15 protein-coding genes are annotated in these 14813 nt (G+C 62.5%); 6 read left to right on the forward strand and 9 right to left on the reverse strand.

Annotated features, from left to right (window positions below; genetic code table 11):
- Window positions 1–272: 272 nt before the first annotated feature.
- Window positions 273–659 (reverse strand): H-NS family nucleoid-associated regulatory protein, encoded by a 387-nt coding sequence (locus A7X97_RS11980; protein ID WP_008264690.1) that lies wholly within the window; start codon window positions 657–659, stop codon window positions 273–275.
- Between the two features lie 361 nt (window positions 660–1020).
- Window positions 1021–1926, reverse strand: a complete 906-nt coding sequence (locus tag A7X97_RS11985) for a hypothetical protein (protein WP_146260241.1) — start codon at window positions 1924–1926, stop codon at window positions 1021–1023.
- Between the two features lie 928 nt (window positions 1927–2854).
- Here A7X97_RS11985 and A7X97_RS11990 point away from each other — a divergent pair.
- Genes A7X97_RS11990 through A7X97_RS12000 form a run of 3 tightly spaced genes read left to right on the forward strand, consistent with a single transcriptional unit; the run spans window position 2855 to window position 5202 of the window.
- Window positions 2855–4543 (forward strand): sensor domain-containing diguanylate cyclase, encoded by a 1689-nt coding sequence (locus A7X97_RS11990; RefSeq protein ID WP_008267364.1) that lies wholly within the window; start codon window positions 2855–2857, stop codon window positions 4541–4543.
- A complete protein-coding gene (locus A7X97_RS22110; RefSeq protein ID WP_245885002.1) occupies window positions 4540–4917 on the forward strand; it encodes a hypothetical protein in 378 nt (125 codons plus the stop codon). The genes A7X97_RS11990 and A7X97_RS22110 overlap by 4 nt, the downstream gene beginning before the upstream one ends.
- Window positions 4918–4923: 6 nt before the next feature.
- On the forward strand, window positions 4924–5202 hold the full coding sequence (locus A7X97_RS12000; RefSeq protein ID WP_040008414.1) for a membrane protein: 279 nt from the start codon (window positions 4924–4926) through the stop codon (window positions 5200–5202).
- Window positions 5203–5757: 555 nt separating this feature from the next.
- Here A7X97_RS12000 and A7X97_RS12010 read toward each other — a convergent pair.
- Together A7X97_RS12010 and A7X97_RS12015 are read right to left on the reverse strand one after the other, a co-directional pair.
- The gene (locus A7X97_RS12010) at window positions 5758–6753 is read right to left on the reverse strand and encodes a magnesium transporter CorA family protein (protein ID WP_008265322.1); all 996 of its coding nucleotides are present in this window, start codon (window positions 6751–6753) and stop codon (window positions 5758–5760) included.
- A 190-nt stretch (window positions 6754–6943) separates the two neighbouring features.
- On the reverse strand, window positions 6944–7357 hold the full coding sequence (locus A7X97_RS12015) for a hypothetical protein (protein ID WP_008267992.1): 414 nt from the start codon (window positions 7355–7357) through the stop codon (window positions 6944–6946).
- Window positions 7358–7601: 244 nt separating this feature from the next.
- Between A7X97_RS12015 and A7X97_RS12020 the strand changes: the two genes are divergently transcribed.
- The 3 genes from A7X97_RS12020 to A7X97_RS12030 are packed head-to-tail and all read left to right on the forward strand — an operon-like array spanning window position 7602 to window position 9374.
- The gene (locus A7X97_RS12020) at window positions 7602–8096 is read left to right on the forward strand and encodes a YciE/YciF ferroxidase family protein (protein ID WP_040008420.1); all 495 of its coding nucleotides are present in this window, start codon (window positions 7602–7604) and stop codon (window positions 8094–8096) included.
- Between the two features lie 47 nt (window positions 8097–8143).
- Window positions 8144–8782 (forward strand): DUF6766 family protein, encoded by a 639-nt coding sequence (locus A7X97_RS12025; RefSeq protein ID WP_040008423.1) that lies wholly within the window; start codon window positions 8144–8146, stop codon window positions 8780–8782.
- 1 nt (window position 8783) lies between these two features.
- Window positions 8784–9374, forward strand: a complete 591-nt coding sequence (locus tag A7X97_RS12030; RefSeq protein ID WP_040008426.1) for a cysteine hydrolase family protein — start codon at window positions 8784–8786, stop codon at window positions 9372–9374.
- 29 nt (window positions 9375–9403) lie between these two features.
- Here A7X97_RS12030 and A7X97_RS12035 read toward each other — a convergent pair whose 3' ends face one another.
- From A7X97_RS12035 to ku, 5 genes are all read right to left on the reverse strand, one after another.
- Window positions 9404–10333, reverse strand: a complete 930-nt coding sequence (locus A7X97_RS12035) for an NAD(P)/FAD-dependent oxidoreductase (protein WP_050413388.1) — start codon at window positions 10331–10333, stop codon at window positions 9404–9406.
- 66 nt (window positions 10334–10399) lie between these two features.
- Window positions 10400–10969 carry a DUF488 domain-containing protein gene (locus A7X97_RS12040; RefSeq protein ID WP_111007974.1) on the reverse strand — a complete coding sequence of 190 codons (570 nt, stop codon included), beginning with the start codon at window positions 10967–10969 and terminating at the stop codon, window positions 10400–10402.
- A gap of 106 nt (window positions 10970–11075) precedes the next feature.
- Entirely contained in the window at window positions 11076–13622 is a 2547-nt protein-coding gene (gene ligD / locus A7X97_RS12045) for a DNA ligase D (protein WP_111007975.1), read from the reverse strand.
- Between the two features lie 12 nt (window positions 13623–13634).
- Window positions 13635–13811, reverse strand: coding sequence for a DUF3606 domain-containing protein (locus A7X97_RS12050; RefSeq protein WP_008266817.1), 177 nt, complete (start codon window positions 13809–13811; stop codon window positions 13635–13637).
- 18 nt (window positions 13812–13829) lie between these two features.
- Window positions 13830–14774, reverse strand: coding sequence for a non-homologous end joining protein Ku (ku, locus tag A7X97_RS12055; RefSeq protein ID WP_111007976.1), 945 nt, complete (start codon window positions 14772–14774; stop codon window positions 13830–13832).
- Window positions 14775–14813 lie beyond the last annotated feature (39 nt).

The raw sequence follows: 14813 nt of genomic DNA on the forward strand, positions 1-14813 counted from the left end.
AAAACCGCCATAAGGGCCGCAGATCGCCGGAAAACTTGAACCGCAGCACATTTCCCGCCCAGCACCGGGCCCGGTGGAAGCCGAGGCCCCACCCGCCCTTTTTCCAACGCACTTTAAAAGAACGCGGCCCGGGGCCGCGCCTGAAAAGCCCCCTCCGGGGAGGAACGGCCCAGGGCCGGGGCTCCCGCCCCAGCCCCCGCTTCGCCCTGGTTCAACGCCCACAAAAAAAGCCCCGGTTTCCCGGGGCTCTATCTGCAACGCTGTAATGCCGGTCAGGCCTTATACGGGTGCGCCGGCCATTCCTGGTCCGGGTGCTTCTTTTTCCACGCCTTGCCTTCAGCGGTTTCGGCCCACGCAAGGAAGGCCTTCGGCTGACGTCCAGTGCCAGCCCAGGTGGTGCCGTCCGGGATCTGGAACTTCGGGGCGCGACTGATGCCGGCGCTCGCGGAAACCGCCTTGCGTGGCTCAAGCAGCGCCTTCAGATCGTTCTTCTGCTTCGTTGTGTAATGCTGCCCAAACTGCTGCAAGGTCTCGTAGACTCCTGCAAAGCTGGCCCCGGCTTCGGCCGCAAGCGCATCGCCTTCAGCCTTTTCCATTTCGGCCAGTAAGGCCTCGGCCTCGGCCTTTTTCTTTCGGATTTGTTCAAGCGTCAATGCCACGGCTTTCCCTTGGGGTTGGTCAAACCCCGATCCTGCCTTTTTGCGAGATTACTGTAAACCCTCAACGGCCCAACTCCGGCTCTCCAGTGGCGACTGCCACGGGGCTTCACCCTCAAGAGTCACTGAGGGCATGCCTTCCGCCGGCCACTGGAGCAAGCCCTCGGAGGTTAAGGGGACCGGCCGTGCCCACCTCCGCGTTCCACCATGCAATGCCGCAATGTCCAGGGGCTACCGGGCGCCGGCAAAGCCTTGGGCAGCGGTCCCGCGATCCGGGCGTTCAGGCGGTCAACCAGGTGCAAGGCGTGCTTGTGGAAGATGACGTGGATGTTGCCGTTCTTAAACCGCCCGCCCAGGAACGGCTTCAGCAGTTCCCCACCTCGTGCGTCACCAAGAACCCTTCGGAGCCCCGTGTCTCATCGGATGCAGGCTGCTGGGTGGCGCGATTGGCCTTCATGGCCATCGTCTCGGCCCAGACCCGCAATCCGATGTCCTGCAGAAGGATATCTTCCCTCTTTCGTGCGGTCGATTCGATGATCCAGTGGCGGCCATACGCGCCATGCAGCAATGGCCCCTCTGGCCATCCTTTCCGGGCGACGGTCATGGCCAGTCCGGCGATCAACTGAACGTCAAAGCATCGCCCCGTCTCTTCCTCGGATAGCTCCAAGCGTGGAGCAAGCAAGGCTTCCCGGGCCTTCGTATCGGTCTGTATGACCCGCTCAAGCTCTGCTGGGGTTGGAGCCTCCATGCGCGTCCACACTTGCGCTGGCAAGCATGCCTTGACCCAGTTCCAAGCGCTTGCGGTGTCGTCAGACGGATCAGCCGGGTGCAGGATGAGCCGACTTTCAAACAACGCCTGGAGGGTTTCCGGGTGCTTCCACTGGCGACCGTGGATGTAGTGTCCCCAAGCCAGGATCTTGTCGCACACGGGCACCACCACGGGTGCTGGCACGGTCAGGAAATCGTTCAACGCGCGTCGCACTATTTCGCCCAGGCTGACCTGCTCCATCCATGCCCTCGACTTCAACGTCGCCACCAACTCTGCTGGGGCTGACACCGGAGCCAGGGCGATGCGAGGCCCAGGCACCAGGCCTTGCGACGGGGATAAAGGCTTGGTGATCGCATCGGCCAACACTTGGCGCACGGCTTCGGCGATGGTCACGCCAGAGGTGCTGGCTTGCACTTGCAGCGCTTGGTGCATGGCCTCCGGAAGCAAGACCTTGGGAAGGCGCTGCGGGGATTGAGGCTTGAAAAGACGGGGCATCAGCACGGCCCCTCTCCGCCGCAGTTGGAGGCCGGTCCCGTGCATGGCTGTTCATTGTCCCTCTCCAGGTCTCGCTACAACCAATGGCTTAGCAACGGCCCGGGAGAACTCAATCGTGGTCCTGCGCGTTGAGAATAGACCCGTCACCGTGACCGAGCAGGCATCCCAGCCTGAGCGTTCAGCAACGCGTAAACAGGCTTCACCGATTCGTTGGACGTCATACCCATCCCTGCGACTCTCAACGAGCTCCTCAAGCACCGGCAGCAGTCGGTCATAGCAGACGTTCGTTCGAAAGAGGTTGCCACCTGCGGTGCTTCTGCAGAACTGCGAGAGTCCTTCGCCGTCGTCCGGCGGTGGCCGTAGTGACCAACCCGCCAGACCCAACAACGCGGCTACCGCCCCTCCCAGCACGAGGCCCCTCGCCCTTCGTGACTCGGCCAGCGCCCGCAGTGCGTCGACGGAACGCTGATCCACTGTAGCCACACGTTGACGCCATTTATTGGCCCACTCATTCGACAACCCCATAAGACCCTCCCGTCTGAATGTTCGATGCATTCATCCTTGATCGAAATCTGACGTCTGCAATAGGCGACCACCCGTTGGCATTTGACTAAATATCGAATCCGCGAGACTGCCCACAAAAACCCGTGGCATTGCGAAATAGGCCGCATGTCAGACCGTCTTGGATCCGCGACTGCCAAACTCAGTGAGCCAAGGGGCTTGACGCTTCTCTCAGCGTCTTTGGGGTTGCCCGAGCGACTCAATAGCCACGTGGCGGCTATCGCCAAGCGGTCTAAGTCGCCGTCGCTGCCGGCTTGTAAGGAGCGGCCCGGAGGCACGGCGGCCCAATGGGCCACTCCGCCTGGCGTTCACCGGCCCCAGACGCAGGATCTGACTAATCTATCGCGGTAGCCCCACATGATGAAGGTGACCGATGGCCGAGGCCGCCCGTCAGACTGCTCTGGAGTCATTACGGATCCTTGATTCTGATCCCGAGCCCTTTTTCGACGCCCTGACCCGGGCCGCGAGAAACATGACGGGCATGCCGATCGCCCTGATCTCCTTGGTGGACGGGGATCGCCAATGGTTCAAGGCCCAAATAGGCCTTCCCGGTGTGGACGAGACGCCCCGCGACATTTCCTTCTGCACCTGGGCCATCCAGTCCGATGAGCTGTTTGAGGTGGCAGACGCCGCCCAGGACGCCCGCTTTTCGACCAACCCGTTGGTCCTGGGTCCGCCTTTCGTCCGCCACTACGTCGGTGCGCCCATCAGCGCCAATGGCCAGAACGTGGGAACGCTTTGCCTGCTCAGCCCAAACCCGGGAACGATCTCAGCGGAGCAGGGAGCAGCCCTGTCATGCTTGGCCCAGGCCGCCGCAGTCGGCATGCAGCAGCGCGCTCGCCTTCTTGAGCGGGTCAGCGAATCCCAGGCCTTGCAACGGCGTTTTCAGAGAAGCCAGTTCTTTCTGGAGCGCACCAATGCACTGGCCAAGGTCGGAGGGTGGGAGCTGGTGCTTGGAACTGGAGAAGTCAAATGGACCAAGGAGACCCGGAGGATCCATGGCGTCTCTGACGACGCGGTGCCCGGCCTGGACACGGCGATTGCCCTGTATCCGGAAGGCGCACGGCAGCGGCTGGAGGCCGCCCTGGAAGACTGTATCTCATCGGGTGTGCCCATCGATTTGACCCTTCCGTCCAGCAAGCTTTCGGGGGAGCGCACGTGGGTCCACGTGGTGGGCCAGCGGGAAGAGACCGAAACCGGTGCCCGATTGATCGGCGCGATCCAGGACGTGACGGAGCAACGGGCGGCGGTCGAGGCCTTGGCGCATAGCGAGGCACGCTACCGCAGGCTGTTCCAACACAGCCTCGGCCTCATCTGCACGCATTCCTTGGACGGGACGGTCACGTCGGTCAACCCTGCGGCCTCGCACTCACTGGGTCTCTCGGAGGGTGACGTCGTCGGCCGATCGCTGGCCGAGCTCATTCCCCAGAGCAAGCAGGACGCGTTCAAGGCTTACTTGGATCGCATCCGGGAAAACGAGAGCGACTCGGGCATGATGGAGCTGGTGGCCCGCGACGGATCGCGCCGCTTCTGGGCGTATCACAACGTGCTGGACACAGAAGCCCAACCGCCCTACGTGCTGGGCCACGCGCAAGACATCACGACTCAACACATCCAAGAGCAGCAGCTCCACGACTTGGCGACCCGCGACCCGCTCACCCGAGCGTTCAACCGTCGCTACTTGGCCGATCTGGCCCACCAGCAGTTCGATGGGTGGGGCTGTCTGGTGTTTGACTTGGACCACTTCAAAGAAGTCAACGACACCCAAGGCCACGCCCAAGGCGACAAGGTGCTGGTCGACTTCGTGGCTTTCCTGTCCGCCCCGCTCCAAGGCGAGGAAGCGGTGGTTCGGCTCGGGGGCGACGAGTTCCTCGTGTTCGTCCCCGATGCGACGTTGGAACGGCTGAGCGTGTTGGAGGACACCTACCACGAGCGCGCCGGCGAGGCACCGATCCGCTTTTCCGGCGGTTGCGCCATTGGTCGGCCCTCGGAATCGGTGGCCGATACCATCAATCGCGCAGACATGAAACTCTACGACCGCCGAAAGCGGGAACGGCAGTGAGCCTGCCCTCAGATCCGGGCATGGGGCCAGTTGTGGGCTGCCCCCTTACGTCGATGATCGCCTTTAGCGTAGCAAGCGGCCCTTCAGTGCCGCCCAATCTCACCGATGGAGAGGGCAACATGGATAAGCGGGTGTGCTTTGATTTCGAGATTGATTTCAGCAACGGGGGCGGGATTCAGGGCCAAGGCTTCCGGCTGGACATCGCCGGTGACGACATCACCAATGAGGCGTTGGCCGACTACATCGTGCGCGACATGCGCCTGCTGATGGTGGGTGAGGTTCGCATCCTCAACAAGGAAATCATTGAGGAGCCTCATAAGCGCCCGGCGCACGACCAAGACGGTTCAACTGTCCACGACTCAAAGGACGGGTGAGCGGCCATGCATCCTGATGTTCTCGGCTGGGCTGCAACCGTAGTGCTGATTGCCACGCTGGTCCGGCAAATGATCAAACAGTGGCAGTCTCCCCACCCCGAAACGGTCTCCAAGTGGCTGTTCGTCGGTCAGATGACCGCGTCCACCCTTTTCACCGTCTACAGTGCACTTTTGGGGTCAACGGTGTTTGTGGTGACCAATGCCCTGCTGCTGCTCACGGCCGTGGTGGGACAGATCCTGGCTTGGCGTCGACGTCGACGAACCGACGCATCGCCTCCCTGCTGACCCAGTATTTGCCGCACCAAGAAAGGCCGTCGTAGGCCTTGAGCAGCCGCTCTCATCAGATCCGAAACGCGCGTCGCCTGACATGTTCGACCCGGCCTCCGACCGTGACCAGCGTCGAGATGGCCCAGTCGCTGGAAGCGGACACGGGCGGAAGCAACAAGATCTCAACGCCGGCCCCCATCGCCGCGCCTTTCCATAGCTCCACGGCGCTGTCCCCGCTGGGAGTGCGGTGGAGGCCCCAATCCGAGGCGAACTCCGTCAGCTCCTGCCTTCCATGAATCCCATCGAGCGCGCTGCAAAGCGAATCATACTGAGCACTCCTCACTCCCCCTTGCATCGTTTTCTAACCTGCGCTTCACCATCCATCCCAGACTACTTCATGGCAGACATGAAGATCGAAAGCCAGTCTGAATCCCTCAGGAGAACGCCAACTTTCTGACGGGGCAGCCTCCGATCCATTACCTGAAGCTGGGACCAGGGACGACACGCAGCGGATTCAGGCAGGTTTCCGCCTGTGCCTCGCAGAAACCCTATCTGCCACGGACCGGGGCAGGATTACAGCCACCCGCGCTTTCGCCCGACGAAAATTGAGGTCGCGCCCAACCCCGCCATGATGCCCACCGCAATCCAGAAGCCTTCGGTCTTCATGCCGAAGAAGTTGGCATCGAAGTTCATGCCCAACGCGCCCGCGATGACGGCCAGCAAGCCGGTCACCACCGTCACGAAGGTCAGCAGCTTCATGCGTTCGTTGGTTTGGAGCTCGGTCTGGGTGCTGAAGAGCTGGAAGCTGCCAACAACGAGCTCTCGGGCGTTCTCAACCACGTCCAACGCTCGCTCAAACCTGTCGTCCAGATCGCGCAAGTGCCGCGCCACCTCTTCGGCCCCGTCAGGCACGAAGTCCGGCCGCGAGAGGCCGTCGAAGACAGTTCGGTGCGGTGCCAGCATCCGTCGGAGCCGAGAGGCCGCGGCTCGGAGCGCGGCGAGCTCGGGCAGGGCCGAGCGCCCAGGGGGCTGATCAGACAAGATCCGACTCTCCAACCGTTCGATCTCCACCTCAAACAGCGCGACGGCGGAGAAATACGTGGAAAGATGCCAATCCAACAATGCGGCCACGAAGCTCGCCTCGCCCAAGCAGCCGATGTCGCGGGCGCTCTCGGGTTCCCGCTCCCGCAGATCGGCCAAGAAGGCAATGTCTTCGTCGTGGTGGGTCACCACAAAGTTCGCCCCAGCCACGACGGTCAACACCGCGCCTTGGAACTTCAGCCCCTTCCCACGCAACACTGCCACTACACGCGCCATGAAATGGTCGGCGAACTTTTCAAGCCGGGGATTGGTGGCGATGGGACTGCTCGGCAGGGATGCGGGATTCAACCTCAGCGCGCGCCACACCTGTTCGGCTTGCTGATTGGGAGCCCCGCATAGATCCACCCAAAGAAGTTCGTCGTCGCTCGGAGGATTGCTAGGAAGATCCTCCAATCGAAGCGTGCAACTGCCCTTCTCGCGATAAAGCTTGATGGTCAAGCCACTTTCAGGAACGTCGGGGGTATCCATGCGGGAATCTTGCCGAGCGCCAGTTGAGCCACACGTGAAGATCCAACACTGCGCTTGCCCCGCGGCAAGAATGGCCTTGAAACTGCGCTACGCCGCCCGGACGGTCGTTGAGGTCCTCGGGGCGAAAGCGAAGACCCTTAGGGTTCGACAGTCCAAGGTCTAACTGCGCTCACTCGCTTCGCAAGGCTATTCATCCTTCGGCATCGGCGATCCGCACATACGCTTCTGTCATCGCCGCAGAGAAGTGAGCGCCGCAGCGAAACGCATTCAGCAACGCGCCCAAGAGGTAGCGGTGCTCGTCGACGGGGAACAGATCCACGTGGTGCTCGCCCTCTCGAGTCGCGTGCTTCACTGCATTCCGCAGTCCCACCATGTCCTCTTTGATGTCACGGTAGACCAGATCCTGGCGGGCGCTCATCTGCCTGGCCACCTGGAGCATGTGCTCGCCAATGGTGGGGGTGTCGTTGGCCGGGGGCAGCGCGCGAAGCATGTCCTCTGCCGTGCCGGCCAGAAGCACGACGGTGGCGGGGTGATGGCCCGCCAGATAGAGCGCGCACGCGGCTTCCAAGTGGCCGATGGCGATGTCCAGTTTGCTCAAGCGCATGGGACCACGCCGTGGGAGGGACGTTCATCATAACTCCCATGGCGGCGACCGGCCCGGGGAGTTCCTCATTGACAGGGCGCAGGGCTCCGGCCCTGACCGCTTCCCTTTCTGGGCACGTCTGATGGTGCAGATTTCTCCGTTTCCTCCGCTACGCGCGTGTCATAACCTTGATTGCACCGGTCCTTCACGCATCGTCGCCGACCAGCGGGGCATGGTAATGGCTCTCCCTAACTCGGATGCCCACATGGCTATCAAGACCGCTGAAGAACTGTTTGTGCACGAGCTCTCTGACATTTACAGCGCTGAAAAGCAGCTGACCAAGGCCCTGCCCCGCCTGGCCCGTGCTGCGGAGAATCCGGACCTGGCCGCCGCCTTCGAGACCCACTTGGAAGAGACCCAAGGGCAGATCGAACGCATCGATCAGGTCGTGGAGGTGCTGGGGATCCGCCTGAAGCGCATCAAATGCGCAGCGATGGAAGGCTTGGTGGAGGAAGGCAAGGAAGTGATCGATTCCATTGAGAAGGGCCCGGTGCGCGACGCCGCCCTGATTGGCGGTGCCCAAAAGGTGGAGCACTACGAGATCGCCTCCTACGGCACCATCGCGGCGTTGGCCAAACAGCTGGGCTACAAGGACGCCTTGCCCTACCTTCTGGAGACGTTGGAGGAGGAAAAGGCGACGGATGAAAAGCTCACCCTGCTGGCTGAGCAGGGCGGAAACCAGAAAGCCGCGAGCAAGTAAGCAACCACGGTGGGCCTTCGGGCCCGCCTTTCATTTGGGAGCAGGAAATGTGGCGTCGCAATGGTCTGTCGATCGTGCTCTTCGGCCTGATGGTGCTCTTTCTGGTGGGACAGGCTCTGACCGGTTGGCAGGTCCACAATGAAGAGCTGAACCAGCACGGCGTGGCGGCCATTGGCTTCTGGGACTACTTGGCCAGCGGGCACTTCAGCAGTGCCACGTTTGAGAACTGGGAAAGCGAGTTCCTCCAGATGGGCATGTATGTGCTGCTCACCGTCCGGCTGCGTCAAGCCGGCTCTGCTGAGTCGCGCCCCCTCGACCCAGCAGAAGAAGAGCCCCGTGTAGAATCAGGGCCGGTCCCTTGGCCGGTGCGCAAGGGGGGCGTCTGGAAGAGCCTCTACGGCCACTCTTTGGCCATTGTTTTCTTTCTCCTGTTCTTCCTCTCCTTCTCGCTCCATGCAGTGGGAAGTTGGAGAGCCAAGTCTCAGGAAAATCGACTGGACGGGTTGCTGCCCCCATCGTTTACCGATCACCTCTTCAGCAGCGACTTTTGGTTTGAGTCCATGCAGAACTGGCAAAGCGAGTTTCTAGCGGTCTTGGCGCTGGTTGTGCTGACCATCTTCCTGCGGCAGAAGGATTCGCCACAATCCAAGGCGGTGGAAGCGCCGCATTCACAGACGGGGGACTGAGGTGCGCACGCCCGCCCTCCTGATCATCGACCTGTTCAGCAAGTTCGACTTTCCCGATGGGCAGCAACTCGCACCGCTGGCCCTCCGGGCCGCGAAAAAAGCCGGTCAGATTCGAACGGCGTTTGACGAAAGGGGCTGGCCCGTCATCTATGCCAACGACAACTTTGGCGACTGGAAGTGCGGCTTTCACCAGCTGGCGGAGGTGTGTCGCCATGAGGGCGGTCCGGCCGGTGACATTGCCCGACTCCTTTTCCCTGGCCCGGATCATTACACGGTGCTCAAGCCGAAGCACTCGGCGTTCCTGGCGACCCCGCTGGCCGTGCTTCTCGCAAAGCTGGACGTTCGCACCCTGGTGCTTGTAGGCATGGCCTTGGATTCCTGTATTCACGCCACCGCTATCGACGCACACTCGCGGGAGTTCTCTACCGTTGTCATCTCCGACGCCACGGCGTGCCTGCCAAAGCGCCGGTCCGCCGCGCTGACGCTGCTGCGATCCACCGGGAGCGTCCAAGTGCGCACGACCGGAGCGCTGCTTCAGTCAATCGAGAGCGGCCCTCGCCGTTCAGCGATTGATCCTATTGGACGGAAATAGAGACATTCTTGAGCCCTTCGGGGCCTGCGTTAGGGGAGCAAGCCAAGCAAAGATCGGTGTGCGGCCACGCCCGCCAAGGCTCCCTCCCCCACCGCCAGGGCGATGTTCCCTGCAAACCGGGCTGCATCGCCGCACGCGAACACCCCTGGGATGGTGGATTGCTTGGCCGAATCGGTCGTGATGCATCCCGCGTCCTCGGTTGCGCAACCCAAGCATTTGGCCAAGCCGGAGGCCAACGTGGTTTCCGGGTGGACGAACAAGGCTTCCACTTCGCGGGAGCTGCCGTCTGCGAGAGTCAAGGACGCTTTGCCGGTCATGCCAACCAGGGCCTCCTTCTCCAGGGTCGCACCGATGCCCCTCAGCTGCAGAGAAAGCTCTTCCACCTCCGACGCAGAAAGCGCGCCGTCGTGGAACGCCGTGATCTGTCCCCACTGAGAAAGCGCCCTGACTTGATCCATCGCTTCGGATCTGGACGCAATAAGCACGCCGATGGCTGTTCCGCAGATTTCATAGCCGTGGCAGTAGGGGCAATGGAGGACGGTTTTTCCCCATCGCTCCGCGAGCCCCGGGACGTCGGGCAACCGATCCTCCACGCCGTGCGCAAGTATCAGTCGCTGGGCGTAGTAGTAATCGCCGGATACACAATCGACACGGAACCCGGCCTCCAGTGAACCGGCGGCGTCGGTGGCCTCATCGGTCACCCATTGCACTCCCTCGTAGGCCAGCAACTGCCGGCGGCCGGTCTCAAGCAAGGCTGCGGGGCTCGCCCCATCCCACCCCAAACACCCGTGCGCCTTCCCAGCGCGTTGGTTGCGGGGCTGCCCGTGGTCTATCACCAACACCGTGCGGCAAGCGCGCGCCAACTGCAAGGCAGCCGACATGCCCGCATAGCTTCCGCCGATCACGATGGCGTCGAAGGCAGGCAGGTCCTGCGAGGTTGGCGGGCTTGGACTGGTCATCTTCGCTTGCTCGATGGGGGAAATGCGCCGGGCGGTCGCGACACTCGTTCGCCCGAACTGGTTGGTTCAGAACAGCTCGGTCTGGGCCGGTGGGTAGACAAGCGCTGGCCCGGCGGCCTGCGCCATCGGGTTCAGCGGATGCGGCTTGGGTTCGGCGTGGGACACGATGTGCAACACCTCATGGCCCCGGTGCATCAGCAGGTCGGAGATGAGACGTCGGTGGCAGCGCCACCAGGGTGCCTCCGCGCACATCAGCGCGGTCCGATGTTTGCCCCCCAGTGCAAGCACCTTCGATAGCCCGCCGGCGAACTCGGCGGTCGCCATGTGATCTGCGTAGCCCTGAAACGCGGCGTTGTCCCACGCACCATTGGGCGAATCCGGCTGCACCTTGCGCCGCCCGCCCAGTTCAGGAATCCAGAGATACTCCACGCCGTGCGCTGGCAACGTTTCAGCCATCTGCTCGGACGAAAACCAAGGGTAACGACGCGATCCTGGGAAGCGACGCACGTCCGCGATCGCCGAGATGCCTTGTGCGGACAGCAGTTGTAAGAACTCGTCCCAAGGTCGAGTGGAATGCCCGATGGTCCAGACGGTCACCGGGGTCGGAGCGGGAGCATCGCATTGCATGAGGCTCATTGGACAGGAGCCGGCATCAAGCCCGCGTGCTCATCACGTGCTCGGCAGCTGCCAACGACGCTCGCGTCTGCCCGTCTAGGCTCGGACACGACCGCGGGGATAGCGGTTAGTCGTTTCGGGCCCATTTCGACAAGTTCTGCTTCAACGCATCGATGCCGTCCCAGGGATCCTTGCGGCGACGTTTCAGCTTGCCCGGCACGTCCTTGATCGTGAACGCGTCAGCCCGTTTGAGGTTTGGCAGCTCGCTCCACGCCAGAGGCATCGCGACAGGCGCGCCCGGTCTACCCCGCAGGGAATACGACGCCACTGCGGTGGCACCTCGACCGTTACGCAGGTAGTCGACAAAGATCCGCTTGTTTCGAAGGGCTTTGGTGGCGGTGGCCAGGAAGCGCTGCGGTTCGGACTGCGCCAACGCGTCGGCGAAGCCTTTGGCGAAGCGCTTGGTCAGGTCCCAGTCGCACCCGGGATTCAAGGGCACCACGACATGAAGGCCCTTGCCTCCGGATACCCGCAGGAAGGACTCCAGCTCTAGTTGGGCCAGAAGCTTCCGGATATCAGTGGCAGCCTTTTTTACCTCCGCGAAAGGCACATCTGGGCCGGGGTCTAGATCGAATACCACCCGGTCGGCACGGTCAGGCTCCTCCGCGTGGCTTCCCCACGGATGGAACTCCAGGGCATTGAACTGGACCAGCTCCAGCAAGCTGGCCGCGTCGCGCACTACGAGGTAGTGGGCGTTGATGCCGCTGTCCTCCTTCAGCTTGACCGAGTCCACCAGCTCCAGCCCGGCGGTGTGGTGCTTTTGGAAGAAGCAAGGCTTGCCAGTGCCGGCGGGACAGCGAATGATCGACAAGGGCCGGTTGATCACCTCGGGCAGCAGGTGATCCATCACTGCCGAGTAGTAATCCCAAACGTCTTGCTTCGTATAGCCGTCGCCAGGGAAAAGGACCTTGCTCGGGGAGGACAGTTTGGGGGGCACGCGTTCGACTTGAGGCGTTGCGGCGGTCTTGCGGGCAGAAGACGCCGCCGATGCCCGTTTGCCACGGGCCGGTTTCGCCGGGGCGGCGCGATCCGAATCCGCCAAATCATTCACTTCCTTGTCGGCCCGCACGGCTTTCAAGGAGGCTTGGCGCAGCAGTTGCTGCCCCCCGATGCCGCGATAGAACACCTCCACCACGAAGCGCGGCTCGAACCACGTGGCAGAGCGAAGATCTGTGTCCTCGGTGGGCACGTAGGCCGTCGGCTTCTTGCCTCCCCCTTGGATCCTCTTGCTCACGTCCTTGATCAAGGCGTCGGAGAACCCGGTGCCCACCCGGCCCACGTAGAGCCAACCGTGTTTGGCGTCGGGCTTGGCCAGTAAAAGCGAGCCAAAGCCGCTGCGGCTGCCCTTGGGGGCCGTGTAGCCCACCACTGCGAACTCATCGCTGGCAAGCTGCTTGGTCTTGCGCCAGTCGTCGCTGCGGCCGGGGTGGTAGCCGCGATCGGCGCGCTTGGAAATGATGCCCTCGAAGTGCTGTTCGCCAGCCAGGCGGTAGGCTTCGTTGCCTTCGCCTTGAACGTGAGAGCTGAAGGCCAAATGGCCGGCTTGGCCTTCCAGCAGCTCCTGCAGGAGCGCCTTGCGCTCTAGCAGAGGTGCTGCGGCCACGTCCACGCCATCGATGTGCAGCAGGTCGAAGAGCGCGTAGGCCAGCGCGCCTTGCCGCTCCCCGGACAATGTCGCCTGGAGCAGGTTGAAGTCCTCCTTGGTGCCCGATCCGGCGATGAGCTCGCCATCCAAGGCAGCAGAGGTAAGGCCCAACGCCGCCACGGCGTCGCGTATCTCGGGGATCTTGTCGGTCCACTCCAACGCGTTGCGGGACCAGAGCCGGACGGCCCCATCGGCGACCGTTGCCAGGATCCGATACCCGTCCCACTTGATCTCATGGACCCATTGGTCGCCCTGCGGTGGGGCGTCCCCCAGCTTGGCCAACTGGGGCTCGAAGGGGCCGGAAGGCGGAGCCGCCTCTTTCGCTTTGGGGAGGACCAACGCCTTCTTGGCCCAGTTCTTCCGTCGCGCACGCTTTGCAGGGAGGGCTTTGAGCTTCTTCTTGTCGGCTTTACCGCCGCCGGCTCTCTTGATGTCTGTCGTTGGGGCCGCCGACACATCGGCGAGCATATCGTCCGCTTCCAGATCGCTCGCATACGCATCGTCGTCCTTGAACAACAGCCACTGCGGCTGACGGGCCGGTTTGCCGGACCGGACCAAATGCCAGCCGCCTTTGAGCTTGGTGCCGAAAAGCTCGAATCGCAGGTGACCCTTGGCAAGTTGTGCCTCTGGGTCTCCTTGGGTGGCCCAAACGCCGTGATCAAACTGGGCCACGTGCCCACCGCCGTATTGCCCCTTGGGGATCTCGCCTTCGAAGCTGGCGTAGTCGACGGGATGGTCTTCCACTTCCACCGCCATTCGTTTGACCTTGGGGTCGTAGCTGGGCCCCTTCGGCACCGCCCAACTCTTCAGGGCGTCGCCGACTTGCAAGCGGAAGTCGTAGTGTCGGCGGCTGGCGTGGTGGAGCTGCACCACGAAAATGGCGCGCTGCCCTTTTGGCAGCGCTTTGCCGGGTTCGGGCTCCTTGGTCTGGTCAAAGCGGCGCTTACGGCGGTATTCGACCAAGGACATGACGGCTCCTCGTTACTTGCCCAGGTGCTTGCGAACGGCCGCAGCGGTGGGGCCCACGGCTTTGACGGCGGCCCGGAGCTCGTCGGCGGACACGCCCAGCGCCTTGGTCCAATACTGGAGCTCGTAGTCTTCGTTGACGTTGATGCGGTCGCGGTCCGGGCTGCCGGTGTTCTTCTTGTCGTCGCTCATGGGATTCTCCTTGGGTGATCAGGCGCTCTTTCGAGCCTTCCTGGCGGGGGACTTCTTTGCGGCTTTCTTTGCTGGGGCCTTCTTAACGGCGGCCTTCTTGGCAGGCTTGCTGTCTTTGGTGGAGGGCTTGGAGGCGGTCTTCACCGGCGTTGCCTTCGCCGGGGTGCGCTTGTTGGTCTCCAAGCTCTTTTGGAGCAAGGCCATAAAATCCACCACGTTGGTCGCCGAGTCCTCGCGGTGCTCCGGTTCCTCAAACGTCGTCGTGGCACCGGCCTGCTTGACCCGCTTCTTGATGATGTCGGACAGGCGCTCGCGGAACTCGTCCTGGTAGCTGTCCGGCTCCCAGTCAGAGGTCATGCTCTCAATCAGCTGCTTGGCCATTTCGAGCTCTTTGGGCGCAACCCGGTAGTCCGACGCCCCACCCTGCGGCAGTTTGTATTCGTCCGGAGCCACCAACTCCTGCGGGTAGCGAAGCAGGATCATGATCAACGCATCGCCTTCGGGCATCACCGCGCAAATGTATTCGCGCGTGCGGATGACCACCCTGGCGATGCCCACCTTGCCGGTTTCCTTCAGGGTCTCTCGGAGCAGGACATAGCCTTTTTCGGCCTTCTTGCCGGGCACCAAAATGTAGGGTTTTTCGAAGAACCTCAGCCCGATGCTCTCGGCGTCGACAAACGCCTCCACGTCGATGGATTCGTGCGTCTCGGGGGCGGCCGCGGCGATGTCTTCTTTCTCTATGACGACGTAGCTGCCCTTGTCGTATTCGAAGGCTTTGACGATGTCCTTCCAAGGCACTTCTTCGCCGGTTTCGGCGTTGACCCGCTCGTAGCGAATGGGCTTTTTGTTTCGTGCGTCCAACATGCGAAAGCTCAGATCCATGCGACGCTCGCCGGACATGAGGGACACAGGAACGTTGAGCAGCCCGAAGGACAACGAACCACTCCAGATGGGCCTGGGCATGCCAGCCGCCTCCAATCCTAGGGCCTTTCGTTGTAGGCC

The sequence above is a fragment of the Stenotrophomonas sepilia genome (assembly GCF_003244875.1).
GTDB lineage: Bacteria > Pseudomonadota > Gammaproteobacteria > Xanthomonadales > Xanthomonadaceae > Stenotrophomonas > Stenotrophomonas sepilia.

Coding starts and splice junctions, on each gene's coding strand:
- A7X97_RS12000 (WP_040008414.1), top strand. CDS start 4,924: ATGCATCCTGATGTTCTCGGCTGGGCTGCAACCGTAGTGCTGATTGCC.
- A7X97_RS11990 (WP_008267364.1), top strand. CDS start 2,855: ATGGCCGAGGCCGCCCGTCAGACTGCTCTGGAGTCATTACGGATCCTT.
- ku (WP_111007976.1), bottom strand. CDS start 14,774: ATGCCCAGGCCCATCTGGAGTGGTTCGTTGTCCTTCGGGCTGCTCAAC.
- A7X97_RS12050 (WP_008266817.1), bottom strand. CDS start 13,811: ATGAGCGACGACAAGAAGAACACCGGCAGCCCGGACCGCGACCGCATC.
- A7X97_RS12025 (WP_040008423.1), top strand. CDS start 8,144: ATGTGGCGTCGCAATGGTCTGTCGATCGTGCTCTTCGGCCTGATGGTG.
- ligD (WP_111007975.1), bottom strand. CDS start 13,622: ATGTCCTTGGTCGAATACCGCCGTAAGCGCCGCTTTGACCAGACCAAG.
- A7X97_RS12035 (WP_050413388.1), bottom strand. CDS start 10,333: ATGACCAGTCCAAGCCCGCCAACCTCGCAGGACCTGCCTGCCTTCGAC.
- A7X97_RS12020 (WP_040008420.1), top strand. CDS start 7,602: ATGGCTATCAAGACCGCTGAAGAACTGTTTGTGCACGAGCTCTCTGAC.
- A7X97_RS12015 (WP_008267992.1), bottom strand. CDS start 7,357: ATGCGCTTGAGCAAACTGGACATCGCCATCGGCCACTTGGAAGCCGCG.
- A7X97_RS12010 (WP_008265322.1), bottom strand. CDS start 6,753: ATGGATACCCCCGACGTTCCTGAAAGTGGCTTGACCATCAAGCTTTAT.
- A7X97_RS12040 (WP_111007974.1), bottom strand. CDS start 10,969: ATGAGCCTCATGCAATGCGATGCTCCCGCTCCGACCCCGGTGACCGTC.